Origin of the sequence: Variovorax gracilis (genome assembly GCF_030317115.1) — a bacterium.
Taxonomy (GTDB): Bacteria; Pseudomonadota; Gammaproteobacteria; order Burkholderiales; family Burkholderiaceae_C; genus Variovorax; species Variovorax gracilis.
Window position 1 is genome coordinate 107,934 of the sequence record NZ_JASZYF010000002.1, and the last position, 22,345, is coordinate 130,278.

General features: G+C 67.2%; 23 protein-coding genes. 8 read left to right on the forward strand and 15 right to left on the reverse strand.

The annotated features are described in order from the left end of the window. Nucleotides 1–28: 28 nt before the first annotated feature. Nucleotides 29–925 carry a RibD family protein gene (locus QTH97_RS06125; protein ID WP_286567210.1) on the forward strand — a complete coding sequence of 299 codons (897 nt, stop codon included), beginning with the start codon at nucleotides 29–31 and terminating at the stop codon, nucleotides 923–925. Here the strand turns inward: QTH97_RS06125 and QTH97_RS06130 are convergent. Genes QTH97_RS06130 through QTH97_RS06145 form a run of 4 tightly spaced genes read right to left on the reverse strand, consistent with a single transcriptional unit; the run spans nucleotide 922 to nucleotide 4,304 of the window. Then, on the reverse strand, nucleotides 922–1,809 hold the full coding sequence (locus QTH97_RS06130; protein ID WP_286567211.1) for a class I SAM-dependent methyltransferase: 888 nt from the start codon (nucleotides 1,807–1,809) through the stop codon (nucleotides 922–924). The two genes, QTH97_RS06125 and QTH97_RS06130, sit on opposite strands and share 4 nt — an antisense overlap. Next, nucleotides 1,806–2,870 (reverse strand): glycosyltransferase family 4 protein, encoded by a 1,065-nt coding sequence (locus QTH97_RS06135; protein ID WP_286567212.1) that lies wholly within the window; start codon nucleotides 2,868–2,870, stop codon nucleotides 1,806–1,808. The genes QTH97_RS06130 and QTH97_RS06135 overlap by 4 nt, the downstream gene beginning before the upstream one ends. After that, nucleotides 2,867–3,280, reverse strand: coding sequence for a 6-pyruvoyl trahydropterin synthase family protein (locus QTH97_RS06140; protein WP_286567213.1), 414 nt, complete (start codon nucleotides 3,278–3,280; stop codon nucleotides 2,867–2,869). The genes QTH97_RS06135 and QTH97_RS06140 overlap by 4 nt, the downstream gene beginning before the upstream one ends. A 25-nt stretch (nucleotides 3,281–3,305) precedes the next feature. Beyond that, nucleotides 3,306–4,304, reverse strand: coding sequence for a zinc-dependent alcohol dehydrogenase (locus QTH97_RS06145; RefSeq protein WP_286567214.1), 999 nt, complete (start codon nucleotides 4,302–4,304; stop codon nucleotides 3,306–3,308). Nucleotides 4,305–4,370: 66 nt separating this feature from the next. Here QTH97_RS06145 and QTH97_RS06150 point away from each other — a divergent pair, with 66 nt between their 5' ends. From QTH97_RS06150 to QTH97_RS06165, 4 genes are all read left to right on the forward strand, one after another. Then, entirely contained in the window at nucleotides 4,371–5,153 is a 783-nt protein-coding gene (locus QTH97_RS06150; protein WP_286567215.1) for a CDP-alcohol phosphatidyltransferase family protein, read from the forward strand. Then, nucleotides 5,150–5,743, forward strand: a complete 594-nt coding sequence (locus QTH97_RS06155; RefSeq protein WP_286567216.1) for a YceI family protein — start codon at nucleotides 5,150–5,152, stop codon at nucleotides 5,741–5,743. The genes QTH97_RS06150 and QTH97_RS06155 overlap by 4 nt, the downstream gene beginning before the upstream one ends. Then, the gene (locus tag QTH97_RS06160) at nucleotides 5,740–7,404 is read left to right on the forward strand and encodes a sulfatase-like hydrolase/transferase (protein ID WP_286567217.1); all 1,665 of its coding nucleotides are present in this window, start codon (nucleotides 5,740–5,742) and stop codon (nucleotides 7,402–7,404) included. Before QTH97_RS06155 ends, QTH97_RS06160 begins: the two co-directional genes overlap by 4 nt. 71 nt (nucleotides 7,405–7,475) lie before the next feature. Continuing rightward, entirely contained in the window at nucleotides 7,476–7,703 is a 228-nt protein-coding gene (locus QTH97_RS06165) for a hypothetical protein (RefSeq protein ID WP_286567218.1), read from the forward strand. Nucleotides 7,704–7,713: 10 nt separating this feature from the next. Here QTH97_RS06165 and QTH97_RS06170 read toward each other — a convergent pair whose 3' ends face one another. The 7 genes from QTH97_RS06170 to QTH97_RS06200 are packed head-to-tail and all read right to left on the reverse strand — an operon-like array spanning nucleotide 7,714 to nucleotide 15,340. Beyond that, nucleotides 7,714–8,721, reverse strand: a complete 1,008-nt coding sequence (locus tag QTH97_RS06170) for an XdhC family protein (protein WP_286567219.1) — start codon at nucleotides 8,719–8,721, stop codon at nucleotides 7,714–7,716. 26 nt (nucleotides 8,722–8,747) lie between these two features. After that, the gene (locus tag QTH97_RS06175) at nucleotides 8,748–9,395 is read right to left on the reverse strand and encodes an SRPBCC family protein (RefSeq protein WP_286567220.1); all 648 of its coding nucleotides are present in this window, start codon (nucleotides 9,393–9,395) and stop codon (nucleotides 8,748–8,750) included. Nucleotides 9,396–9,434: 39 nt separating this feature from the next. Continuing rightward, entirely contained in the window at nucleotides 9,435–10,583 is a 1,149-nt protein-coding gene (locus QTH97_RS06180) for a vWA domain-containing protein (protein ID WP_286567547.1), read from the reverse strand. Nucleotides 10,584–10,636: 53 nt separating this feature from the next. After that, nucleotides 10,637–11,566 (reverse strand): AAA family ATPase, encoded by a 930-nt coding sequence (locus tag QTH97_RS06185; protein WP_286567221.1) that lies wholly within the window; start codon nucleotides 11,564–11,566, stop codon nucleotides 10,637–10,639. 9 nt (nucleotides 11,567–11,575) lie between these two features. After that, nucleotides 11,576–12,367 carry an FAD binding domain-containing protein gene (locus tag QTH97_RS06190; RefSeq protein WP_286567222.1) on the reverse strand — a complete coding sequence of 264 codons (792 nt, stop codon included), beginning with the start codon at nucleotides 12,365–12,367 and terminating at the stop codon, nucleotides 11,576–11,578. Nucleotides 12,368–12,388: 21 nt separating this feature from the next. Then, complete coding sequence (locus QTH97_RS06195) at nucleotides 12,389–14,833, reverse strand: xanthine dehydrogenase family protein molybdopterin-binding subunit (protein ID WP_286567223.1); 2,445 nt, start codon at nucleotides 14,831–14,833, stop codon at nucleotides 12,389–12,391. A 12-nt stretch (nucleotides 14,834–14,845) separates the two neighbouring features. After that, a complete protein-coding gene (locus QTH97_RS06200; RefSeq protein WP_286567224.1) occupies nucleotides 14,846–15,340 on the reverse strand; it encodes a (2Fe-2S)-binding protein in 495 nt (164 codons plus the stop codon). A gap of 187 nt (nucleotides 15,341–15,527) precedes the next feature. Here QTH97_RS06200 and QTH97_RS06205 point away from each other — a divergent pair, with 187 nt between their 5' ends. The 3 genes from QTH97_RS06205 (at nucleotide 15,528) to QTH97_RS06215 (ending at nucleotide 18,417) form a co-directional block, all read left to right on the forward strand. Continuing rightward, nucleotides 15,528–16,667, forward strand: coding sequence for a helix-turn-helix domain-containing protein (locus QTH97_RS06205; RefSeq protein ID WP_286567225.1), 1,140 nt, complete (start codon nucleotides 15,528–15,530; stop codon nucleotides 16,665–16,667). 179 nt (nucleotides 16,668–16,846) lie between these two features. Continuing rightward, nucleotides 16,847–18,007: an ABC transporter substrate-binding protein gene (locus QTH97_RS06210; RefSeq protein WP_286567226.1), complete on the forward strand. Its 1,161-nt coding sequence runs from the start codon at nucleotides 16,847–16,849 to the stop codon at nucleotides 18,005–18,007. An 80-nt stretch (nucleotides 18,008–18,087) separates the two neighbouring features. Then, entirely contained in the window at nucleotides 18,088–18,417 is a 330-nt protein-coding gene (locus QTH97_RS06215; RefSeq protein ID WP_286567227.1) for a thioredoxin family protein, read from the forward strand. Between the two features lie 18 nt (nucleotides 18,418–18,435). Here the strand turns inward: QTH97_RS06215 and QTH97_RS06220 are convergent, their stop codons facing one another. The 4 genes from QTH97_RS06220 to phnY all read right to left on the reverse strand — a co-directional run bounded on the left by QTH97_RS06220 (nucleotide 18,436) and on the right by phnY (nucleotide 22,330). Further along, nucleotides 18,436–18,813 (reverse strand): nuclear transport factor 2 family protein, encoded by a 378-nt coding sequence (locus tag QTH97_RS06220; protein ID WP_286567228.1) that lies wholly within the window; start codon nucleotides 18,811–18,813, stop codon nucleotides 18,436–18,438. 110 nt (nucleotides 18,814–18,923) lie between these two features. Beyond that, on the reverse strand, nucleotides 18,924–20,312 hold the full coding sequence (locus QTH97_RS06225) for an FAD-dependent oxidoreductase (RefSeq protein ID WP_286567229.1): 1,389 nt from the start codon (nucleotides 20,310–20,312) through the stop codon (nucleotides 18,924–18,926). A gap of 6 nt (nucleotides 20,313–20,318) precedes the next feature. After that, the gene (locus QTH97_RS06230) at nucleotides 20,319–20,891 is read right to left on the reverse strand and encodes a phosphonate degradation HD-domain oxygenase (RefSeq protein ID WP_286567230.1); all 573 of its coding nucleotides are present in this window, start codon (nucleotides 20,889–20,891) and stop codon (nucleotides 20,319–20,321) included. Nucleotides 20,892–20,893: 2 nt separating this feature from the next. Next, nucleotides 20,894–22,330, reverse strand: a complete 1,437-nt coding sequence (gene phnY, locus QTH97_RS06235; protein WP_444813387.1) for a phosphonoacetaldehyde dehydrogenase — start codon at nucleotides 22,328–22,330, stop codon at nucleotides 20,894–20,896. Nucleotides 22,331–22,345: the final 15 nt, after the last annotated feature.

A 22,345-nucleotide genomic window follows, 5' to 3' on the forward strand; every position in this document is an offset into this window, starting at 1 on the left:
AACGGGCGAAACACGCGGATCGACTTCCATGATGCCCACCCAATCCTCCATCCCGGGCGTCGACGCCTTGTGGCCCCTGTGCCTGGACATCGTCGGGCAACGCCGGGGGAGCGTTGCACCGCAGCAAAGGGATGCGCGCTCGCCGCTGGCCTGGGACCCGTCGCAGGGCTTTGCCTTGCGCGGCGTTTGGGACGACGGCGCGGTCGAGTTGTTCGAGTTGCTCAAGCCCGTGCTGGACCGCCCGCGCGGAGGCAGGCCCTGGCTGATCGGGCAGCTCGGCCAGAGCCTGGACGGATGCGTGGCAACGCATGGCGGCGACTCCAACTACGTGAACGGCCCCGAGGTGCTGGTGCACCTGCACCGCCTGCGCGCCTTGTGCGATGCGGTCATCGTGGGCGCCGGCACCGCGGCCATCGACAACCCGCAGCTCACGACGCGTCACGTGGCGGGCTCGCATCCGGTACGCGTGCTGCTGGATCCGGAGCTCAGTCTCCCGTCGACCTTGCGCGCCTTCACCGATGGACAGGCTCCGACCCTGCTGGTGAGCGACGCGTCTCGCGCGGCCGAGGCGGAAGAGCGCGTCGGCGCGGATCGGGTACTGGGCGTGCCCGGCCTGACGGGAGCCGAGGGCGTGCTGGACCTTCATGCACTGACAGCCGCATTGGAAGCGCACGGCCTTCGCGTGCTGTTCGTCGAGGGCGGCGGTGTCACCGTCTCGCGCTTCATCGCGCAGGGATGCCTGGACCGGCTGCACCTGAGCATCGCGCCCGTGATCATCGGTGCCGGTCGGCCCGGACTGCAGTTGCCGAGAAGTGCCGCGATGCGGGATTGCATGCGGCCTTCGGGGCGGATCTTCCGCATGGGCGCGGATGTGCTGTGGGATCTCGACCTGCGGGCGGTGCAACCCGCTGCGCCGCGAGGCTAGGCCGCGACGATCTCCTGATGCCCGATGCGCAAGCGGGTCTTGCCGAGGACGCGGCTTCGTCCTTGCATCCAGTCGTTCACCGAGCTTCGCGCCGTCGGGTCTTGCTCGATCGCAGCGGCGCCCATGCCTTCCACCATCGCAGCCAGCATCACCAAGGCTTGCGCGTCTTCGATGGCGTTGATGCACCAGTCGCTGGCGGCTCGCGCAACGTCGTAGCTCATCACCTGGAGACGACCGACGACAAACCCCGCCGCTTCGGCGCCGAGAGCGAGCCCGAAGCCCTTGTCCCGATGCTGATGCAAGGCGAAGAGTCGATTCACTTCCTCGTCTCCGGCAACGGGCGGGTCCCATGCCACGCGGCCGTCGACATTCAATGCGAACAGCATGGCCGCGCCTGCGGCGCTGACACGAGCGAACAGCGCGTCGAGCCATGATGCGGATACCAGGTCCAGCAGCGCCGATGCGGTGACGAGCCTTTGTCCTGCCAACGGAACGGTATCGAATTCGAGCGCGAGGTCGATGCACTGGGGCTGCACCTTCGCGTTCCAACCAGGACCTTCGATGTGCATGCACGTTGCCTCGGCCCTGAACACAAAGCCGTTGGGTCGCGTCCATGCCGCGAGCACGACCGGCAATTCTTCCAGGAGCCTTGGATCGTGATCGACCAAAGTCCATTGCTGCGAGCCGCCCAGGCGCGGCGCGAGTTCGCGCAGGTTGGCGCCCGTTCCGCAGGCCAGGTCGAGCACCGACAGCGTCGATCGAGGATCGGCACCACGCAGGCGGGCGCCTAGCGCGGGCAGTTTCAGCGATTGCGCCGCCACGCCGCGAGCCTCGCGATCGAAGGGCTCCCGAAGCGAGAGCCATTCCGAGCTGAAACCGGTCATCCTCGAGGCACTCCCTGAAACGCGCCAAGCGCCGTCGCGAAACGCGTCGCGCTGTCCGCCCACGTCGGCAATCGTTGCCGCGCGGCGCGGGCGCCCGCCGACAACCGTGCGCGCCAGTCAGCGTCATCCATCAGACGCTGCAAGGCCGCGCGCAACGCGGGGCCATCGCCAGGCGGCACCAGCACGCCCGCATCCACGGGCACGGTGTCCGGGATGGCGCCCGCGCTGGTGCTGATCACCGGCAGCCCATGCGCCAAGGCCTCCGCCAGCGCCATGCCGTAGCCCTCGTGAAAGGACGGGAGGACGAACGCATCCGCGCGTGCATAGAGTGCCCTCAGCCCGGCCTCGTCCTGCTCGCCATGAAGAACGATTCTTTCTGCCAGACCCTGGCGTCCGATGGCCTCGACGAAGGCACCGGCGCATGAGGGATCCATCGTCATGCTGCCTGCGCAATGCAGCGTCCAGCGCCGATCGCGCAGTCCGGCGAGTGCTTCGACGAGCAGGTTGTGGCCCTTGCGCGGTGTCACGGTCGCCACGCAAAGGAACGACACGCCGGAAGCGCCCGATCCGGCCGCGAGCGGCGCCGGCTCGGTCCCGGGCTCGACCACCGCGATGCTTGACGCCTGCACGTCGAAAGCCGCCAGCGCACGCGCGGTGGAAGGGCTGGTCACGATGACGCCCCGCGCGCTTGCCAAGGCACGTCGTTCGCTCTCGAACAGCGCCCGCTGCGTCGCAGGCTGCAGCCCCGTCTCCAGCGACAACGGGTGATGGACCAGCGCGACCCACCGGAGGCGTTGTGCATGTGCTTCAGCCAGTTCAGGCATCGCGCCGAATGCAAGGCCATCGACCACCGCGAGTCCGCCATCGGGGATCGCCTCGACGATGCGATGCGCCATCGCCTCCGACGATGCGTCCGGCATCGGCCAGCGCCCGCCCAGCGAACGGACATCGACCTGCCAGTGCTGCGCGCGCAACCCGTCGACGATGTGGCGGTCGTAGGTGAATCCGCCGGTTCGGGTGTTCAGGTCACCCGGCACGAGAAAACTGCAGCGAGCGCTCAATGCCCGTGCGCCGGCAAGGCGCCCTCGTAGGCCGCCCAGGCCACATGCGATTCATTGAGCTTCACTCGCAAAGCCGACAGTCCGCTCGCGTGGGGGCCCAGTTCGCCCTGGGCGATGCGCGCCGCGACGCGATCGAAGATCACGCGCGCCATGAACTCCGTGGTGGTGTTCCTTCCCTTGAACGCCGGATCGTCGTCCAGGTTGCGCAGGTTGAGTTCGCCCAACACGCTGCGCAGCACCTCGGTCGCGAGCGCGATATCGACGACGACGCCGTCGGCGTCGAGTTCAGCGCGGCGCAGTTCGAGGTCGACCACATAGGTTGCGCCATGCAGGCGCTGGGCGGGACCGAACACTTCGCCGCGGAAGCTGTGGGCGATCATGAAGTGGTCGCGGACGTTGACGCTGTACATGGATGCCTTCCGGTTGCGATGGGATTCAGGGGTAGTCGATGCGCTGGCACAGGGTGTCCGGCGCACCAGCGGCGAGGCGAGCGAGCACTTCAGGCAAATCGTCGAATGGTGCGCTGTCGGTGATGAGCCCGTCGAGCAGCGGGTCGCGCAGCAGCGACAAGGCCAGCGCGAGCCTGCGATGGTGGCTCCAGCGCGCACGCTGGGCCGCGGCCACGTGCCCCACTTGCGAACTCTTGAGCGTGAGGCGCCGCGCATGGAAAGCCTCCCCGAGCGGTAGAGCGACTTCGCGCAGGCCGTACCAGCTCATCTCGATGACCGTGGCTTCGAACGCCGCGAGTTGCAATGCGGTGACCAGTCCTTGCGCGCTGCCGCTCGCATGCACGACGAGATCCGCCTCCGGCTTCGCGTCCCGCGGGCTCGCAAAGGCCACCCCCAACGATTCCGCCACCTCGCGTCGCGAGGGATTCACATCGATCAGTTCGACCGCGCAACCCGGCAGCCGTCCCGCCATCCACGCCACGAGCAGTCCCACCACACCCCCGCCCACGACCGCGATGCGATCGCCGATACGGGGCGCGGCATCCCACAGGGCATTGACGGCGGTCTCCATGTTGGCCGCCAGCACGGCGCGCGCCGCCGGCACGCCTTCAGGCAACAGGTGCAGGGCGTTGGCCGGCACGACGTAGCGAGTCTGGTGCGGATAGAGGCAGAACACGGTACGGCCGAGGAGCGCCTCCGCGCCCTCCTCCACGACCCCGACGCTGGCATAGCCGTACTTCACGGGCGCCGGAAAGTCGCCCTCCTGAAACGGCGCGCGCATCCGGTCGAATTCGGTGGCGGGCACTTCGCCCCGGTACACGAGCATCTCGGTGCCGCGGCTGATGCCGCTGTGCAGCGCGCGCACCAGCACGTCGCCGGCGGCGGGTGCACACACTTCGGTGCTGCGGATCGCCGCCCGGCCGGGCGCCTCGATCCAGCAAGCCCTTGACTCACCTGAAACCACGCGGGACGGATATGCTGGCATGCTGCTTTCAGCGCCCGCTGGCCGCGAGCGATCCTGTTCAAGCCGATGGAAGCCGATCTTAAGACGATGACTTCGCAGTCCTCCAATGACCGTCGCGCATTGCGGTCAAGCCGTGCAGCAGCGCTGCGGCGTGACGCATGGCGCGAGGCCCTGGCCTGCCTCGTGCTGCTGACGCTTCTCGCCGGCAGCGCCGGCCTGCTGGCCGGGCTCGGTCCCTGGTTTCACCTCAGGGCGGTAGGCGTGTTCGTCGTGGCATTCGCCATCGTCCAGCGCGGGCTTCCGGACCATTCACCGAATCCGAGGTTCGGACCCGCCAATCGCGTGACCTTGGTGCGCCTGGCGCTCGTGGCGTTGCTGGCAGCCGGCATCGGCGAAAGCTCCGCCGACATTGCGACGATCGCCTGGCCGGCCATCGTCATCGCCACGACCGCGGCACTGCTCGACGCGCTGGATGGCCCGCTCGCGCGTGCCCACGGGTCCGCCAGCGAATTCGGCGCGCGCTTCGACATGGAGACGGATGCGCTGATGGTGCTGGTCCTGTGCCTGCTGGTGATCCATTTCGACAAGGCGGGCGGATGGATCATCGCGGCCGGTCTCATGCGCTACGTATTCGTGCTGGCCGCCAAGGCCTGGCCCTGGCTGGCCCGATCCCTTCCGCCAAGCGAGCGGCGCAAGGCCGTTTGCGTGACGCAGATCACCAGCCTGATCGTGTGCCTCGCCCCCATCATCCCGGTCGCATCGAGCCAGTTCATTGCGGCCGCCAGCCTCGTTGTCCTGACCGCATCCTTCGCGATGGACATCGCCTGGCTGGCCCGTCGTCGCCGCTTGCCCTTGGAGGTCGCACCATGAATGCTTCGTCGATCCGGACACTGGTCGCCGCGCTGTTCTCGATGATGGCATGGGCTTCGCCGGTGCAAGCCGAGCCGGCGCGCTACGAGCTCGACCCGAATCACATCACCGTCGCCTTCATGGTCGACCACCTCGGCTACGCCAAGGTGCTGGGAATGTTCCGCGCGGCACGCGGCAGCTACAGCTTCGACGAAGCCACCGGCACGCTGAGCAACCTGCGCGTCGAGGTCGACACCCAGAGCGTGTTCAGCAATTACGCCAGTCGCGACCGGCATCTCAAGAGCGCGGATTTCCTCAACGCCAACGAGTTCCCGCGCATGGTGTTCACGGCGACCGGCGCCAAGCGAACGGGTGATCGCAGCTTCGAGATTCCGGGCCAGCTCGAACTGCTGGGCAAGCCGCTGCCGCTGATGCTCACGGCGACCTGGAACAAGAGCGGTCCCTCGCCCATCGACAGGGTCTACACGATGGGCGTGTCGGCGCGCGGCAGCTTCAAGCGCAGCAGCTACGGAATGAACTACGGCGTGAGCAACGAGTGGGTCGGCGACGAGGTGCCGCTCATCATTGAATTCGAGGCCCAGCGCAAGTGACTGCCGACGCCCGGCACCCGCACGGCGCCGTGCCGTGGCCCGGATGGACGCGATGGCTGCTGCGCTTCGGGCTGCCCTTCGCCGTACTCAATGCGATGCTCACGTTGGAGAACGTCTGGCCTACGCTGTGGGCGCGGCCGGGGCTGCGCCTGTCCTTCGAGCTGAGCATGGCAACGCTTGCGCTCATGATCTGGCTGGTCGTGCGAGGCACTGCCAGCGCGCGGGTGCTGCGCGCAGTGGCAGTGCTGACCACATTCTGGGTCGTGACGCGTTATGTCGAGGTGACGGCATCGGCCGTCTTCGGCCGGCAGATCAACCTGTATTGGGATGGCCGCCATCTGTTCGACGTGCTTCGCATGGGCAACGTCGCGGGATGGCAGATCGTGCTGGCTGCACTCGTCGTCCTGGCCGTGGTCTGGGTGGTCTATCGCGTTGCCCAGCGTTGCTGGGCCGCCATCGCGCGCGAACTCGCGTGGCACTTGCCGCGTCCCGCCATCGGCGTCATCGGCGCGCTTCTGCTGGCGACTTTCGTGGCGCACGGCACAGGGGGACGCGACACCCGCCGGTTCTTTTCGATGCCGGTGGCGCCCATCATCGCCAGACAGGCCGAGTTGCTCGCGGGCCAACTGTGGCCCGGGAGTGCCGCCTCGCGGCTGTCGCCGAGCCCGGCCTTCGACACGCATCTGGGCGGACTCGGAGGCGCCGACGTACTGCTGGTCTTTGCGGAGTCCTACGGCATCACGACCCTCGACCACCCCGACCAGGCTGCCGGGCTTGCACCGCAGCGCGCACGGCTGGCCGAGGCCTTGCGGGCGGCCGGACGACAGGTGGTGTCGGCGCGAGTGCGTTCTCCCACCTACGGCGGTGCCTCATGGCTCGCCCACGCCGAGTTGCTCAGCGGTGTCGACATGCGGGAGCCCGGGAACTACGAACTGCTTCTCGCCACGCAACGACCCACGCTCGTGCGGCACTTCAAGGCGCACGGCTATCGGACCGTGAGCTGGATGCCGGGGCTGCAGCGGCCTTGGCCCGAAGGCAGCTTCTACGGCTACGACCGCTACGTCGATGCGAACAACATGGGGTATCGCGGCCCGGATTTCGGCCACTGGCGCATTCCGGACCAGGCGTCGATCGCCCTGATGCAGGCGCAGGAACTGGCCACCGCGCCGGCCTCGCGGGCGCCCCGCCTCGTCGTCTTCCCTACGTTGGCCAGCCACGCGCCGTTTCGCCCCTTGGCGCCCTATGTAGGCGACTGGGACCGCCTGCTTCGCCCCGACGCCTATACACAGGACCAGGTGGCACAGGCGGTCTCCAAGCCGCTGTCATGGCTGCAACCTGTGCCCGCGTACATCGATTCCCTGGCCTATACCTTCGACTGGCTGGGCGACTACCTGCGGGGCCGCGCTCCGCCGAACATGCTGACGATCGTGATCGGCGATCACCAGCCGATGGCGAGCGTGAGTGGCCGGAATGCACCGTGGGATGTGCCCGTTCACGTCATCAGCGCCGACACATCGCTCCTGAAGCGTTTCGAGGCCGCGGGCTTCACGCCGGGCCTGCTGCCGATGCGGCCATCGTCCATGTCGATGCATGCGCTCACGTCCGTGCTGCTGAGCGCCTTCGACGGCCCGCCGGGCAGTCAGGTCGGCACCGGCGAGTGAACGGGCTAGCCCGCTTATTCCGTGCACTATTTCACGCTGGCTGGGCGGCTTCTCTGATAGCCTGTCAGGCCATGCGCGCCATCATCCTGCTTGCCAATATCGGTGTCCTCGCCGTGGCCTTCTACCTGGGCTCCTTGACGGGACTCCTCATCGCGGCAGGCGTCTGCCTCGTGCTCGTCGCCGGGTTCTTCGCCTTCTCGATGGCCAGGACCGAAGCGCGCGAATCCAAGGACATGAAGCGGGCCATGGGGCGGAACACCACCCTCCTCGCCGGACTCTTCGAGCCCAGCAAGCGCTGATTCCGACGGTCTATTCGACGGCCGCCTTCGCCACGGCAACCGCTGCCTCGCGCGGCAGCGCAACCGCATTCTTCACCGCAAGGATCTCCGCCATCACGCTCACCGCGATCTCCGGCGGCGTCTTGCTGCCGATGTAGATGCCGATCGGCCCGCGCAGGCGCGCCAGCGATGCCTCGGTCTGATCGAAGTGATCGATCATCCGTTCGCGCCGCGCTTCGGCATTGCGGCGAGAGCCGATGGCGCCGACGTAGAAGGCCTCGCTGTTCAAGGCTTCGAGCAATGCGAGATCGTCGAGCTTGGGATCGTGCGTGAGCGCGACCACACAGGTCCGGCGATCAGGCTTGAAAGCCGTCACCGCGTCGTCCGGCATCTCGGTGGTGATGGCCACGCCCGGCAGGGACCAGGCCGTGTGGTACTCGGTGCGCGGGTCGCACAGGGTGACCGCAAAGCCGCTGAACTTGGCCATCGTCGCGAGGTATTCGGCCAGTTGGCCGGCGCCGATCAGGAGCATGCGGTACTCGGGGCCGAACGTGTTGACCAGCTCGACGTTGTCGACCGACAGCTCGGCGGGCGATGCCGCCTCGGCCAGCTGGACGGCGCCATCGGCGAGCGATACCGTGCGCTGCATCAGCCGGCCCTGCTCGAGAGCGGCAACCAGCGTCTCCAGCGACGACGGGTCGGGGTCGTATTCGAGCAGCAGTTCCAGCGTGCCGCCGCAGGGCAGCCCGAAGCGATGCGCCTCGTCGGCGGTGATGCCGTACTTGACGAGTGCCGGTGCGCCGGATGGCATCGCGCCGTCGCCGCCGTGAGCGCGGCTGTAGCGCGCGATCAGGTCGTCTTCAATGCAGCCGCCCGACACCGAGCCGACGACCGCACCGTCCTCGGCCAGCGCCATGATCGAACCGACCGGCCGGGGCGACGATCCCCAGGTGCGCACCACGGTGGAGAGCAGCGCACGGCGACCGGCCAGGCGCCAATCGCGCAGGGTGCGAAGCACCATGACGTCGAGGTTTTCCATGTCTGTTTCCTGCTTTCCCGGGCGCCTTATTCGCCCGGCTTCTCGTCTGTCTTCTCGCCCGGCTTCTCGCCCGGCTTCTCGCCGGCATCTTCGTCGGCAGCAGCCTTGTCGGACTTCCTGCCGATGCCGAGTTTCTGCATGAAGCCGGCCATGGCGCCCTTCTTTTCCGCAGGCGCTTCTTCCGCGGACGTTTCGGCCGGTGTTTCCGCAGGCGGCGGACCGTAGCGGCTTTGCATCTCGGCTTCGAAGCGCTTGAAGAAATCGTCGGCGGTCGACTTGGCCGCGCCGTCGATCAGGCGCTGGCCGAGCTGGGCGATCTTGCCGCCCACCTGCGCCTGGACGGTGTAGTCGAGCTCGCAGCCCTCGCTGCCGTCCGCGACCGGCTTCAGCGACACGCTCGACGAGCCCTTGGCGAAACCCGCCACGCCGCCCTGCCCTTCGAAGGACAGCTTGTAGCTGTCGGGCGGCGCGATGTCCGCCAGGCTGACCTTGCCGTTGAACTTGGCCGACACGGGGCCGATCTTGACGGCGAGGGCGACGGTGTACTCGTTCTCGCCGGTCAGCTCGAACCTGTCGCAGCCAGGGACGCATTTCTTCAGCGTTTCAGGATCGTTCAGTGCTTCCCACGCCTGCTGTTGCGTGACGCCAAGCCTGCGATTGCCGAGCATTTCCATAATGGGTTCCTTGGATGTTGTGGAGCGCGGGCGCCGCCGCTAGCGGCCGGACCGCATCAACTTGGCCAGACTCGCGGCCAGTTGTTCGAGAGCACTCAGATTGTGGACCGCGAGCATCGCGTCTGCATGGCGGTGCAACATGGCCGCACCGCGCGCGAGCGGCGCGTAGCCCTCGTAGCGCAGCAGCGGGTTGAGCCACAGCAGCCGCCGCGAATGTCGCTTGAGCCAGAGCAGCTCGTTCTCCAGCGTTTCGGGCTCGCCGGTGTCCAGTCCGTCGCTGATCACCAGCACCAGCGTCCGGCGCCCGGTGAGGCGACGCGCATAGCGCCGGCGCAGCTCGCCGAGCGACGCGCCCAGGCGGGTGCCACCGGCGAAGTCGTCGATGGCCTCGCTGGCCGCGGCCAGCATCGCGTCGGTATCGGCAATCCGGAAAGCCGGCGTGAGGTCGGTCAAATGGGTGCCGAAGGCAAACACGTCGCGCTGCCCGGAGCGCCGTGTCGACGCGTGGAGAAAGGCGAGCAGCAAGCGCGCATAGCGCTCCATCGAGCCGGACACGTCGACCAGCACCAGCAGCGGCAGCGGTTGCTTGCGGCGCGACCACCGCGGCAGCCGCATGATCTCGCCGCCGGTGCGAGCCGCCTCGTGCAGCACGCCGGGCCAGTGCATGCGCGAATGGGCGCCGGCGTCACCGGTCAGACGCAGGCGGCGCGCGGGCAGCGTCGGGATCGGCAGCGCGATGTCGCGGGCCAGGCGCTCGACCAATCGGTACTCCGCAGCGCCGAGCGCGTTGAAGTCGGCGTGGTGCACCCGCAGCCGGTCGCTCGCCGTCATGGCGGCATCGAAGTCGACCTCGCGATCGGTCTGTGCGGGCTTGACGGTATCGCGCGGCGCAGCGAGCGCCTCGCGCACGCGCGGCCGGCGCTTCGACGGCTCGGCCTTGCCTTCAGCGCTCGGCAGCATCTGGGCCAGCAGCTTGTTGGCGAGCTCCGGGTCGCGAAACCAGGCGTCGAAGAGTTCACGGAACACCAGGCGGTCTTCCTCGCGACTGATCATCACGGCTTCCATCGCGGCCGCGAGGTCGAGCCGGTCCTCGACGCCGACCAGCGTCGCGGCCTCGGCGGCCAGTGCGATGCGCATGGAGTCGGTCCGCACCCCGGCGCGCCGGAGCGCTCGGCCGAAGCCCAGCATGTTGCCCGCGAGCTTGCCCCGCCGCGCATCACCCAGCTGCTGGACGCGGGTACTCAAGGCGCGGGCTCCTCCTCGGGCTTGAGAAGATCCGATGCGAGCTCGTGCGTCAGCGTGGCGACGTCGTCGCGCTGCTTGAACAGGATGCCGGCGGTATCGACCACGATCTCGGGATCCAGCTCGATGGTGTCGAGCGCGACCAGCGCCTTGGCCCATTCGACGCTTTCGGCGATGCCGGGCCCACGCTGGAATGCGCTCGCGAACGGCGCGCTGCGCAGCCGCCCGACGAAGGCCGCGACCTGCCCGGACAGCACCTCCCCGGCTTGCGGCACCTGGGCACGCACGATGGCCAGCTCGCGTTCGCGCTCCGGGTAGTCGAGCCAGTGGTAGAGACAGCGCCTCTTGACCGCATCGTTGAGTTCGCGCGTTCGGTTGCTGGTCAGCAGCGTGACCGGCGGCACCAGCGCGCGCACCGTGCCCAGCTCGGGGATGCTGACCTGGTATTCGCCAAGGTATTCGAGCAGGAAGGCTTCGAAGGGCTCGTCGGCGCGATCGACCTCGTCGATCAGAAGCACCGCGCCCGGCGCCGGCGCCTGCAGCGCCTGCAGCAGAGGCCGGCGGATCAGGTAGCGCGGCTGGTAGACCTCGGACTCGATGTCGCTCGAAGCGCCGTGGGCCTCGGCCGCGCGCATGTGAAGGAGCTGCGCCGCATAGTTCCATTCATAGAGCGCTTCGCGCTGCTCGAGGCCGTCATAGCACTGCAGGCGCAACAGCTCGCGCTGGAGTGCGGTCGACAGCGCCTTGGCGAGCTCGGTCTTGCCGACACCCGGCTCGCCCTCCAGCAGCAAGGGGCGCTGGAGCTTGAGCGCGAGATACACCGCCGTGGCGAGCCGCCGATCGGCGTAATAGCCGGCGCCTTGCAGCGCCTGCACGACCGCGTCGATGGTGGGGAACGGTGAGATCGTCGCAGGCGTGGTGTCGGTCATTGCTGCAGCTTAGCCGAGCGCCTTGGCGACTGCCCGCTGTGCCAGCACGCCGATCAGGTTGCGGCGGTAGGCGGCCGAGGCGTGCAGGTCGCTGTTGAGATCGCTCGAATCGATCTTCACCGCGGCGGCGGATTCGGGCGTGAAAGTCCTCGTCAGCGCCTCTTCCAGACCCTTGTGCCTGAACACGCCGTTGCCCGCACCGGTGACGGCGACGCGCACGCCGCCGTCGTACTGCGCGACAAAGACGCCGACCAGGGGGAAGTTCGAGGCCTTCTGGCGCAGCTTTTCGTACGCGGCGCGCTTGGGGATCGGAAAGCGGATGGCCTTGATCAGCTCGCCATCCGCCAATGCGGTGGTGAAGAGGCCCACGAAGAAATCGTCCGCGGCGATCTCTCGCTGCGTGGTGACGACGGTCGCGCCCGAACCGAGCACCGCACTGGGGTAGCACGCAGCGGGATCGTTGTTGGCGACGGAGCCGCCCAGTGTGCCCATGGCACGTACCTGCCGGTCGCCGATGCGCGAGGCAAGGTCGGCCAGCGCCGGGTAGGCGGCCTTGATCTGGGCGTTGTTCGCGACATCGAGATGCCGCGACATCGCACCGATCAGGAAGGCATTGCCCTCCTTGGTGATGCCGGTGAGCTCCTTGACGCCGCTCAGATCGGCGAGTTGCTCGGGCGCCGACAGGCGCAGCTTCATCGAGGCCAGCAGGGTCTGTCCGCCAGCCAGCGGCTTGGCGCCCGCTGCGGCGAGCTTGACCGCATCGGCCAGGGTGGTGGGGCGTTCGAGGGTGAAGGCGTACATGGTGTTTTTTCCTTCCGGTGTTCAGGGTGCGGGGCGGCCTTGGGTGCTCGCAGCCAGCGAAGGCTGCTGCGGCTGCTGCGTGGGGCTCACGCTGCCCTTCTGCATCGCCTCCCAGACGCGATGCGGCGACGCCGGCATGTCGAAGTCCTTGACGCCGAGCGGCGCCAGCGCGTCGAGCACCGCGTTGATCACCGCGGGCGGCGAGCCGATCGCGCCGGCCTCGCCGCAGCCCTTGGTGCCGAGCGGGTTGTGGGTGCAGGGCGTGCACACCGTGTCCAGCTTGAACATCGGAAAGTCCTCTGCGCGCGGCATGGCGTAGTCCATGAAGCTGCCGGTGAGCAGCTGGCCGGTCTCGTTGTCGTAGACGCAGTTCTCCATCAACGCTTGGCCGATGCCCTGCACCAGGCCGCCGAGCACCTGCCCTTCCACGATCATCGGATTGATGATGGTGCCGAAGTCGTCCACCGCGCTGAAGCGGTCGATCTTCACCTCGCCCGTCTGCTTGTCGATCTCGACCTCGCAGATGTAGGTGCCGCCTGGGAAGGTGAAGTTGGTCGGGTCGTAGAAGGCCGTCTCGTTCAGGCCCGGCTCCAGCTTGTCGAGCGGATAGTTGTGCGGCACGTAGGCCGTCAGCGCCACCTGTCCGAAGGGGATCTTCTTGTCGGTGCCCTTGACCGTGAACTCGCCGTTGGCGAACTCGATGTCGGCGTCGCTCGCCTCCATCAGGTGGGCCGCGATCTTCTTGGCCTTGGCTTCGATCTTGTCGAGCGCCTTCATGATCGCCGCGCCTCCGACCGAGATCGAGCGCGACCCGTAGGTGCCCATGCCGAAGGGCACGCGGCCGGTGTCGCCGTGCACCACGTCCACCGCCTCGACGGCGATGCCGAGCCGCGCCGCGACGACCTGCGCGAAGGTCGTTTCGTGGCCCTGGCCGTGGCTGTGAGAGCCAGTGAACACCGTGACGCTGCCCGTCGGATGCACGCGTATCTCGCCGCACTCGAACAGGCCGGCGCGCGCACCGAGCGCGCCTGCGATGTTCGACGGCGCGATGCCGCAGGCCTCGATGTAGCTGGAGTAGCCGATACCCCTCAGCTTGCCCTTGGCCTCGCTCGCGGACTTGCGCTGCGCGAAGCCGGCCACGTCGGCCAGCACCTTGGCCTTGTCCATGCAGGCGTGGAAGTCACCCGTGTCGTACTGCAGCGCCACCGGCGTCTGGTACGGGAAGGTGCTGATGAAGTTGCGCTTGCGGATCTCGTCCTGGCCCTGGTTCATTTCCCAGGCGCAACGCGAGACCAGCCGCTCGAGCAGATAGGTCGCTTCGGGCCGGCCCGCACCGCGATAGGCGTCGACCGGCGCGGTGTTGGTGAACCACGCGTCGACCTCCACGTAGATCTGTGGCGTGGCGTACTGTCCCGCGAGCAGGGTCGCGTAGAGGATGGTGGGCACCGCCGTCGCGAAGGTCGAGAGGTAGGCGCCGAGATTGGCGTCGGTGTGCACGCGCATCGCGAGGAACTTGCCTTGCGCATCCATCGCCATTTCGGCGTGGCTCACGTGGTCGCGGCCATGCGCATCGGAAAGGAAGCACTCCGAGCGCTCGGCGGTCCACTTGATGCTGCGGTTGAGCTGCTTCGCTGCCCAGGTCAGGCACACGTCTTCCGCGTAGAGAAAGATCTTGGAGCCGAAGCCGCCGCCCACGTCGGGAGCGATCACCCTCACCTTGTGCTCGGGCAGGCCGAGGACGAAAGCCGTCATGAGGAGCCGCTCGACGTGCGGATTCTGGTTGGCGACGTAGAGCGTGTATTCGTCGTTCCCGCGGCTGTAGTTGCCGATGGCGACGCGCGGCTCGATCGGATTGGGGATCAGCCGGTTGTTGACCAGGTCGAGCCTGGTGACGTGCGCCGCGGTGGCGAACGCGGCATCGACCGCCGCCTTGTCGCCGATCGCCCACTTGTAGCACTGGTTGTCGGGTGCCTCGTCGTGGATGGTGACCCCGCTTTGTTTCTTGGCGGCATCGGCGACGCTGACCAGCGGCGTCAGCACCTCGTAGTCGACGACGACGGATTCAGCCGCGTTCTTCGCCTGCTCGACCGTTTCGGCCACCACCATCGCCACGTGGTCGCCGACGTAGCGCACCTTGTTGATCGCGAGGATCGGATGCGCCGGCTCCTTCATGGGCGTGCCATCGGGGTTGTTGATGAGCCACCCGCAGGGAAGCCCGCCCATCTTGCCCTCGATGTCCTTGCCGCTGAAGATGCCGACGACGCCCGGCATCTTCCTGGCTTCGGCGATGTCGACGGACTTGATCTTCGCGTGCGCGTGCGGCGACCGCACGAATACGGCGTGGCTCTGGTTGCCCATCGTCACGTCGTCGGTGTACTGGCCCGCGCCAGTCAGGAATCGGTAGTCTTCTTTGCGGCGAAGGGCCTCGCCGATGTGCGGGAGGCCTGCAAAATCGGATGCACCCATGTCGTGTGCTCCTCAGGCCGAAGCCGTTGCGTTGGCGGGCGCGGCGGCCATCGCCTCGCCGCCCATCTGCACGGCCTTCACGATGTTCTGATAGCCGGTACAGCGGCACAGGTTGCCGTCGAGCAATTCGCGGATCTCGGTCTCGCTCGACTTGGGATGGTGCGTGCACAGGTCGATGGCGCTCATCACCATGCCCGGGGTGCAGAAGCCGCATTGCAGGCCGTGGCACTCCTTGAAGGCGGCCTGCATCGGGTGCATCGTGCCGTCGGGCTGGGCGATGCCCTCGATGGTGGTGATCTTGGCACCGGCCACCTGCGCGACCAGCACGTTGCATGACTTGATCGCACGTCCGTTGACGAGAACGGTGCAGGCGCCGCACTGCGCGGTGTCGCAGCCGACATGCGTGCCGGTGAGGTGCAGATGCTCGCGGATCGCGTGCACGAGGAAGGTGTTGGGGGGCGCGTCGACTGTGACCTCGCGGCCGTTGACCGTGAAAGGAACCTGCATGTGGCTGTCTCCGTTGTAGGTGATGGCTGATTTCGGCCAATTGAATCTTGGCCGTGCGACCTGACCATCATCCTAGGCAAAACCCTAGCCGCTTGCGCGTTGCACTTGAAATTCTCAAAATGAAACAGCTTGCCCTTCGGCCAGCCCACACAAGGCGCCGCCTCGGGCGCGGACACCACAGCACACGATGACCGTTCCCTCCGCTTCGCCCCTGCCCGAGCGTTCCCTTTCCATCGCCCGGGCACGGCGCGAATGGATCGAAGGCGAGTCCGCGGCTGGCGTGCCCGGTGTACGGGTGGAGCCGTGGCTCGTGCGTTCGTGGCAACGGTGCCTGGCGGTAGGTCATGACCCCCGACAGCGCGTGAGTTTCGATCCGGTCTCGGCGCCGTTCGCGCGGGACGTCGCCGAGCGCAACCGGGCGCTGGTCGCGGCCGCGCGGCCGGTGCTCGACCGGCTGTCCCGCGCGATCGCGGACACGCGCTACTTCGCGATCCTGACCGATGCCGACGGCATCGTGGTCGACGTCGGCGCCCTGCCCGGCGGCAGCGATGCGGCGGCCCGCCATGCACGGGATATCGCGCGGATCGGCGTCGACCTGTCGGAACGCGCAGTCGGCACCACGGCCATCGGCGCGGCACTGGCCGAGCACGAGTCCGTGTGGCTGCACCGCGGCGAGCACTTCTTCCACGACACGAGCATCTACAGCTGCGCCGGCGCACCGCTTTTCGGACCGCAAGGCGAATGCATCGGCATGCTGGACCTGACGGGCGTCCAAGTGGTCGAGCGGCCCGAGTTGCGGCATCTCGCCGCGCTCTCGGCACGCAGCATCGAAAACGCGCTGCTGCGCACTCACGCCTGCGAACTGCTGCTGCAGATCGGCTGGCCGGGCTGCGCAACCGGTGCGGACAACGAAGGACTGCTCTGCATCGATGCGGACGGCAATGTGACGGGCGCCAATGCCGCGGCGCGGCACATGCTCCATCAGCCGCTGGGCGCACGTCCGGCGCTGAACTGCAACGACCTCTTCGCGCTGCCGCCGCAGATGCTTTTCGATGCGGCACGTCGCGGAGACGCGGTGCTCGAAGTGCCGCTTTGGTCGGGATTGCGCGTCCAGGCCAGGCCGCAGCTCGTCGACCAGTGCGTGCCGGTATCGGCGCCGCCCGCGGCGAGCGCCACCCGGTCACGCCTGCGCGACGTCCAGACCGCGCTGATCCGCAAGGCGGTGGAAGACGCGCGCGGCAACGTGGCGGAGGCGGCACGCGCGCTGGGCATCAGCCGCGCGACTGTCTATCGCAAGCTGTCCCCCGGCCCGCGCTCGGATTCCTGAGCTTCCACCTGGCCGCCGGGCGGCGCGCGAAATCTCACACGCCGGGTCGTGCTGTTCGTGCTGTTCGCCACACGGCACTTTCCTTCCGCACGCGACTCATTTACATTTAGTTGCTATTGTTATCGTTTGTATATGACTACCTGCACGCCGGATCGGCGGCATGACTGGGACGTTTGACCATGAGCGCATCAGAGGCCCGCACCTTTTCCTTGTCGCCCAAGCCGACGAGACGCCAAGTCCTGACCCGCATGACCGGCATTGCCGCGGCGGCCGGCATGGGCTTGCCGGTGTTTGCGCAGTCCAGGTCCATCCGCATCGGCGCCACCTTCGACAACAGCAGCGTCGAGAAAGCCAACGGAACGGGGCTGTTCCTCGGGTCGTCCGCCTACTTCAATGCGATCAACCGCGCGGGCGGGATCAACGGCAGCAAGGTCGAACTCGTGATGGCCGACGACCAGTTCAAGCCCGACGTCGCCAAGTCCAATGCGCTCGCCTTCCACGCCGACAACTCGGTGCTCGCCATGATCCATCCGCTGGGCACGCGCCAGACGGCGGAAGTGAGCGACGCGGTCCCCGGCATGGCGGTGGTCGGTCCCAACACCGGCACGGTGTCGCTGCGCAAGAAGGCCGCGCCCAACACCTTCTGGGTGCGCGCCAACTACGACCAGGAGATCGACAAGCTCATCGCGACCGCGGCCGTGCTGGGCCAGTCGCGTATCGGCATCGTCTATTCGAACGATCCTCTGGGGCAGTCGCTGCTCGCAGGCTTCAAGACTTCGCTGGCCAAGGCCAAGCTCGAGCCGGCGGTGATCGCGAGCACGCCGAGCACCACCAGCATGGAAGTCGAGGCAGCGGCGAAGCAGATCGCCGAGGCAAAGCCACAGATCGTCATCATCGGCCTGGCCGGCACCGCGCCCGCCTTCGTGCGCGCATTCCGCGCCGCGGGCGGCAAGAGCAGCGCCTACGGCCTGTCGATCACGGCGGGCTCGCTGGGCGCGATGGGCGACCTGGCGCATGGGCTGGGCTTCGCGATCGTCGTGCCGTCGCCCTTCGCGACCAAGTTCGAGATCGTGCGCCGCTACCAGGCCGACATGCTGGCGAGTGGCGCCAAGGATTTCTCGCTGCCGAGCCTGGAAGGCTACATGGATGCTTACGTGCTGGCCGAAGGCCTGCGTCGCGCGGGCCCGTCACCGACGCGCGCCGCCGTACTGGCGGGGCTGGAACGCATCGAAGGCTTCGACCTCGGCGGAGTGAAGATCAACTTCGGGTCCAGGAACCGGGAGGGCAATCAGTTCGTGGATGTGGCGGTGATCAGTGCCAATGGAAGACTGATCAGCTAGGCTCGCCCCCAGGCTTGCCCACTTCGTGTGGCCGCCGGCAGTGGCGAGCGGGGTTGCTGGCAGTCGCGCAGAATCTTGCGATGAATCAAAGCTACGCAAACGTCGAACCTTCACGCGCCGAGGTCGACGCCCTTCCTGGTCTCACGTTGGTCGAATTCGGAACGCCGTGGTGCGGGTTCTGCAAGGCCGCGCAACCGCTGCTCGCAGATGGACTGGCCGATGCGCCAGGGCTGCGTCATCTCAAGATCGAGGATGGGAGCGGGCGCCCCCTGGGCCGGTCGTTCAGGGTCAAGCTGTGGCCGACGCTGATCTTCATGCGAGATGGCAAGGAGATCGGCCGGGTGGTACGGCCAGAGAGCGCTGCGCTGGTTCGACGGGAACTCCAACAGGCGCAGGCGGCCAAGCTGTAGGCCCCGCCCGCCGTTGCATCAGGCTCCGGTTGGCACCTTGTCAAGGAACCCGGTCACCGAGCGCAGCTTGCCTGCTTCGAGTTGCACGAAGTCGGTTCCCTCGATCAGGTCTTCCGAGCCGCTTGGGCCGAGCGTCCACGAGAACCGCAACTGGTCGCCGTGCCCATCGGGCCGGCCCTTGAGTGCGAAGCGAAAGCCGGGATAGCGCTGGTGTACGCCGCCAACCAAGGCGCTGATCTGCGTGCGGCCGCTGCCCTGCATGATGGGATCGACATAGTGCGCATCGTCCGCCCAATGGGTTTCGAGCAGTTTCAGCCGGCGGGCTTCGTCGGTCTCGTTCCAGACGGCGATGTAGTGCTCTGCGACATGGGTGGCATCGGGAGTGGCAGTGTTCATGGCGATTCCTTTCGGTGTTCACGGCCCGCAACAGCGCGGGGTGAATGAATGGTCGCCCCGACGGCGCCTCGGGTCGATGACGTGGGAGGTCATGTCCCCACGACGCTCGATCAGGCCTTGTCGGACTTGCCTGCCGCGTTCGCGAACTTGCTGAGCATCCGGTCGACAAGCCACGGTTGACGGTTTTCGTCTTCCGCACGCTCCTTGCGGCGGATCGCGTTGCGGACCACGATGGAGCCGACGTATCGGATCGGCTCCGGCGGAAAGTGGCCGAGCGGGCCTTTCGTCAGCGGGCTCCGGGTCCAAGCGTTGTCCTGGTCGAGCAGCATGGATGACAGGATCTGGCCGCCCATGTAGCTGGGCCCGACGCCGTTGCCCGAATAGCCGAAGCCGTAGCAGATGTGCGGCGCGCCATCGAGCTTGCCGAAAAAGGGAAAGCCCGTGACGGACCGGTCCGACGGCCCGTTCCAACTCGCGGTGATCGGCGTGTCCCGCAGTGCCGGAAAGAACGAACGCAGCGCGTGCGTCAGCTCTGCCTCGTAGGGCGATCGCTGGTCGAAGACCGGCGCGATGCGCCCTCCCCACGAGAACGTGTTCCCGCCCTTGCCCAGCATGATCCGCCCGTCGACCGTGCTGCGGTAGTAGTAGACGAAGGTGCGTGAATCCAGCACTGAGACGCCGTCGACCAGGCCGCTCTGCCGAAGCAGGTCCGGGCACCGCTCGGTGATCACCATGTCGCTCGACACGACCGCGATGGTCCGTTCGAACTGCGGGAAGGTGCTCGCCATCCATGCGTTGATCGCCAGCACCAGCTTCTTCGCCTCGATGCTGCCGCAGGGCGTACGCACGGTGACAGGATGGCCGCTGCTGAAATCCAGCATCGGGCTGCGCTCGTAGATCCGGATCCCCATCGCCAGCGCCGCGCGGCGCAGGCCGCGGACCAGCTTGCCGGGATGCACGGTCGCGGCGATCGGCGAGTAAACACCAGCCAGGTTCCGAGCCGAGCCGGAGCGGCGAGCAACTTCCTCTGGCGGCAGCGCGCAATAGGACTTGATGCCGCAATCCTCCAATGCGCGCATCACCGGATCGAGGGTGCCGATCTGCGCCTGCGAGGTGGCGGTGTAGAGCGTGCCGTCCTGGCGTAGTTCGGCGTCGATATCGTGCTCGCGGCAGAAGCGCGCGATGTGATCCACGACCGCCTCCGAGGCTTTCACCAGACGGATCGCCTCCGCTTCGCCGAAGAGCCGGCGCAAAGTGAAGAACTTCGCCGACCATGTCAGGAGGCAGCCGCCGTTGCGCCCGCTGGCACCGGCGCCACAGAGATCGCTCTCGATGATCGCGATGTCCAGCGAAGGGTCTTGCTGCTTGGCCTGGATCGCCGTCCAGAGGCCGGTGAACCCGCCTCCGACGATGCAGACGTCTGCACGCTGAGCGCCTTGAAGGGCCGGCGCGAGGTCGCCGTCGTTGAAGAGAGCCTGCTCGATCCAGAACGGACGCATGCTGGACTAGGCCGCTACTGCAGCACGCCGATGATCGGCTGCGCAGGCTTGCATGTGGCGAACGAAGTGAGCCAGGTCCGGCACCACGGCATCGGCGGACTTGGCCGTATCGTCCCAGCGGCGCAGGCGGACCGCATCGCTCGCGAAAGGCATCGCTTCGAAGGCCTTGGCCTGCGCGTCGTCGAACACGCCCCCTTGCAACGCCAGGCTGCGCTGCGAATCCGGTGACAGCGATTCGAGATAGCCGGCCACGCGGGCGCACAGGAAACGCTTGGCGTCCACGTGCAGACGGATCGGCTCCAGCGTCGCCGGACCGAAGAGCGGACGCAGGAAAGGCAGGCACCGGTACTGGTGCAGATCGTCCAGCCCCTGCTGCGTCGGCGTACCGCCGAAGTCATGCAGCAGATGGCCGAGGTCATGCAGCAGCGAGGCGGTGATCAAGGCGCTGCCGGCACCCTCCTGCTCGGCAAGATGAGCGGACTGCAGCGCATGTTCCAGTTGCGTCACGGGCTCGCCGTCGTACTGGGCGTGGCCCTTCGATTCGAACAGGCCGACGATGTCGGAAATGGTGAGGCTCATGGTTACCAGGGAAGCGAATAGGTCTTGCAATTGGTGAAGCTCTTCATCGCTTCGAGCACGCCTTCCTTGTAGCCCAGGCCCGAGTCCTTGATGCCGCCGAAGGGCGTGAGTTCGAGCCGGTACCCCGGCACTTCGCGCACGTTGACGCTGCCGACGTTGAGCTCGCGGATGAAACGCGTGATGTAGTCGAGGCGGTTGGTGCACACCGACGACGACAACCCGTAGGCCGTGCCGTTGGAGATGCGGATCGCCTCCTCGATGCTGCCAAAGCGGATGACCGGGGAGACCGGACCGAAAGTCTCGTGCTTGGCCACGGTCATTTCCGGGTCGACGCGGTCGAGCACGGTCGGCGAATACAGCGCACCGCGGCGCACGTTGCCGCACAGCAGCTTGGCGCCCGCCGCGATGGCCTCGTTGACCACCGCTTCGAACTGGATCGCGGCGGCTTCGTCGATCACCGTGCCCATGTCCATGTTCGTATCCATGGGGTCGCCGTACTTGAGCGCCTTGGTCTTCTGCACCAGCAGTTCGACGAAGCGGTCCGCCACGGCCTCGTGCACCAGCATGCGCTTGATCGCCGTGCAGCGCTGGCCCGAGTTCTTGTAGGAGCCGCTGGCCGCGAGCGTGGCGGCCTCCTCGATGTCGGCGTCCTCCATCACGATGATGGGATCGTTGCCGCCGAGTTCCAGGATCTGGCGCTTGTAGGTGGCCTTGCCCGCGATGTACTTGCCGATCGCGACGCCACCGGTGAAGGTGACAAGATCGACGTCGGAATTCGTCAGCATCTCGTCGGCGATCTCGCGCGGGTCGCCGGTGATGACCGAGAGCATCTCCGGCGGCAGTCCCGCTTCGTACAGGATGTCGGCAAGGACGAAGGCCGTCAGCGGCGTCTTCTCGCTGGGCTTGAGCACGATGCGGTTGTTGGTCGCGATGGCCGGCGCCACCTTGTGGATCACCTGGTTCAGCGGATGGTTGAAAGGCGTGATCGCGGTGATGACTCCCAGCAACGGCTCGCGCAGCGTGTAGACCTTGCGGCTCTTGCCGTGGTGCGTGAGGTCGCAGGAGAAGACCTGCCCGTCGTCGACCAGCGCCTGGTTCGCGGCGAAGAGCAGCACATCGGAGGCGCGCCCGACTTCGTACAGCGAATCCTTGCGGCAAAGGCCCGATTCGAGGGTGATCGTGCGCGAGATCTCGTCGAGGCGCGAGGCAATGATCTCGCCGGCGCGCATCAGGATCTTGTAGCGCTCGTAGCGCGTCAGCGTCGGCTTGTAGTCGCGCGCGATGCGGTAGGCGCGCCGCACGTCTTCCAGCGTCGCCTTGGGCACGGTGGCGATCACCTCGCCCGTGTACGGATAGGTGACCTCGATCACCTCGTCGCGGTAGACGCGCTCCCCGGCAATGCGCAGTGCTTCGCAGTGGATGTCGGCTGGCTTCGGCATGGGCTGGCTCATCGT

Excerpts from the sequence above, each read along its gene's own strand:
- QTH97_RS06210 (WP_286567226.1), top strand. The coding sequence starts at position 16,847 with ATGAGCGCATCAGAGGCCCGCACCTTTTCCTTGTCGCCCAAGCCGACG.
- QTH97_RS06125 (WP_286567210.1), top strand. The coding sequence starts at position 29 with ATGATGCCCACCCAATCCTCCATCCCGGGCGTCGACGCCTTGTGGCCC.
- QTH97_RS06190 (WP_286567222.1), bottom strand. The coding sequence starts at position 12,367 with ATGTACGCCTTCACCCTCGAACGCCCCACCACCCTGGCCGATGCGGTC.
- QTH97_RS06225 (WP_286567229.1), bottom strand. The coding sequence starts at position 20,312 with ATGCGTCCGTTCTGGATCGAGCAGGCTCTCTTCAACGACGGCGACCTC.
- QTH97_RS06130 (WP_286567211.1), bottom strand. The coding sequence starts at position 1,809 with ATGACCGGTTTCAGCTCGGAATGGCTCTCGCTTCGGGAGCCCTTCGAT.
- QTH97_RS06155 (WP_286567216.1), top strand. The coding sequence starts at position 5,150 with ATGAATGCTTCGTCGATCCGGACACTGGTCGCCGCGCTGTTCTCGATG.
- phnY (WP_444813387.1), bottom strand. The coding sequence starts at position 22,330 with ATGCCGAAGCCAGCCGACATCCACTGCGAAGCACTGCGCATTGCCGGG.
- QTH97_RS06230 (WP_286567230.1), bottom strand. The coding sequence starts at position 20,891 with ATGAGCCTCACCATTTCCGACATCGTCGGCCTGTTCGAATCGAAGGGC.
- QTH97_RS06145 (WP_286567214.1), bottom strand. The coding sequence starts at position 4,304 with ATGCCAGCATATCCGTCCCGCGTGGTTTCAGGTGAGTCAAGGGCTTGC.
- QTH97_RS06215 (WP_286567227.1), top strand. The coding sequence starts at position 18,088 with ATGAATCAAAGCTACGCAAACGTCGAACCTTCACGCGCCGAGGTCGAC.
- QTH97_RS06185 (WP_286567221.1), bottom strand. The coding sequence starts at position 11,566 with ATGACCGACACCACGCCTGCGACGATCTCACCGTTCCCCACCATCGAC.
- QTH97_RS06170 (WP_286567219.1), bottom strand. The coding sequence starts at position 8,721 with ATGGAAAACCTCGACGTCATGGTGCTTCGCACCCTGCGCGATTGGCGC.
- QTH97_RS06150 (WP_286567215.1), top strand. The coding sequence starts at position 4,371 with ATGACTTCGCAGTCCTCCAATGACCGTCGCGCATTGCGGTCAAGCCGT.
- QTH97_RS06200 (WP_286567224.1), bottom strand. The coding sequence starts at position 15,340 with ATGCAGGTTCCTTTCACGGTCAACGGCCGCGAGGTCACAGTCGACGCG.
- QTH97_RS06220 (WP_286567228.1), bottom strand. The coding sequence starts at position 18,813 with ATGAACACTGCCACTCCCGATGCCACCCATGTCGCAGAGCACTACATC.
- QTH97_RS06140 (WP_286567213.1), bottom strand. The coding sequence starts at position 3,280 with ATGTACAGCGTCAACGTCCGCGACCACTTCATGATCGCCCACAGCTTC.
- QTH97_RS06165 (WP_286567218.1), top strand. The coding sequence starts at position 7,476 with ATGCGCGCCATCATCCTGCTTGCCAATATCGGTGTCCTCGCCGTGGCC.
- QTH97_RS06180 (WP_286567547.1), bottom strand. The coding sequence starts at position 10,583 with ATGCTGGGCTTCGGCCGAGCGCTCCGGCGCGCCGGGGTGCGGACCGAC.
- QTH97_RS06195 (WP_286567223.1), bottom strand. The coding sequence starts at position 14,833 with ATGGGTGCATCCGATTTTGCAGGCCTCCCGCACATCGGCGAGGCCCTT.
- QTH97_RS06205 (WP_286567225.1), top strand. The coding sequence starts at position 15,528 with ATGACCGTTCCCTCCGCTTCGCCCCTGCCCGAGCGTTCCCTTTCCATC.
- QTH97_RS06175 (WP_286567220.1), bottom strand. The coding sequence starts at position 9,395 with ATGGAAATGCTCGGCAATCGCAGGCTTGGCGTCACGCAACAGCAGGCG.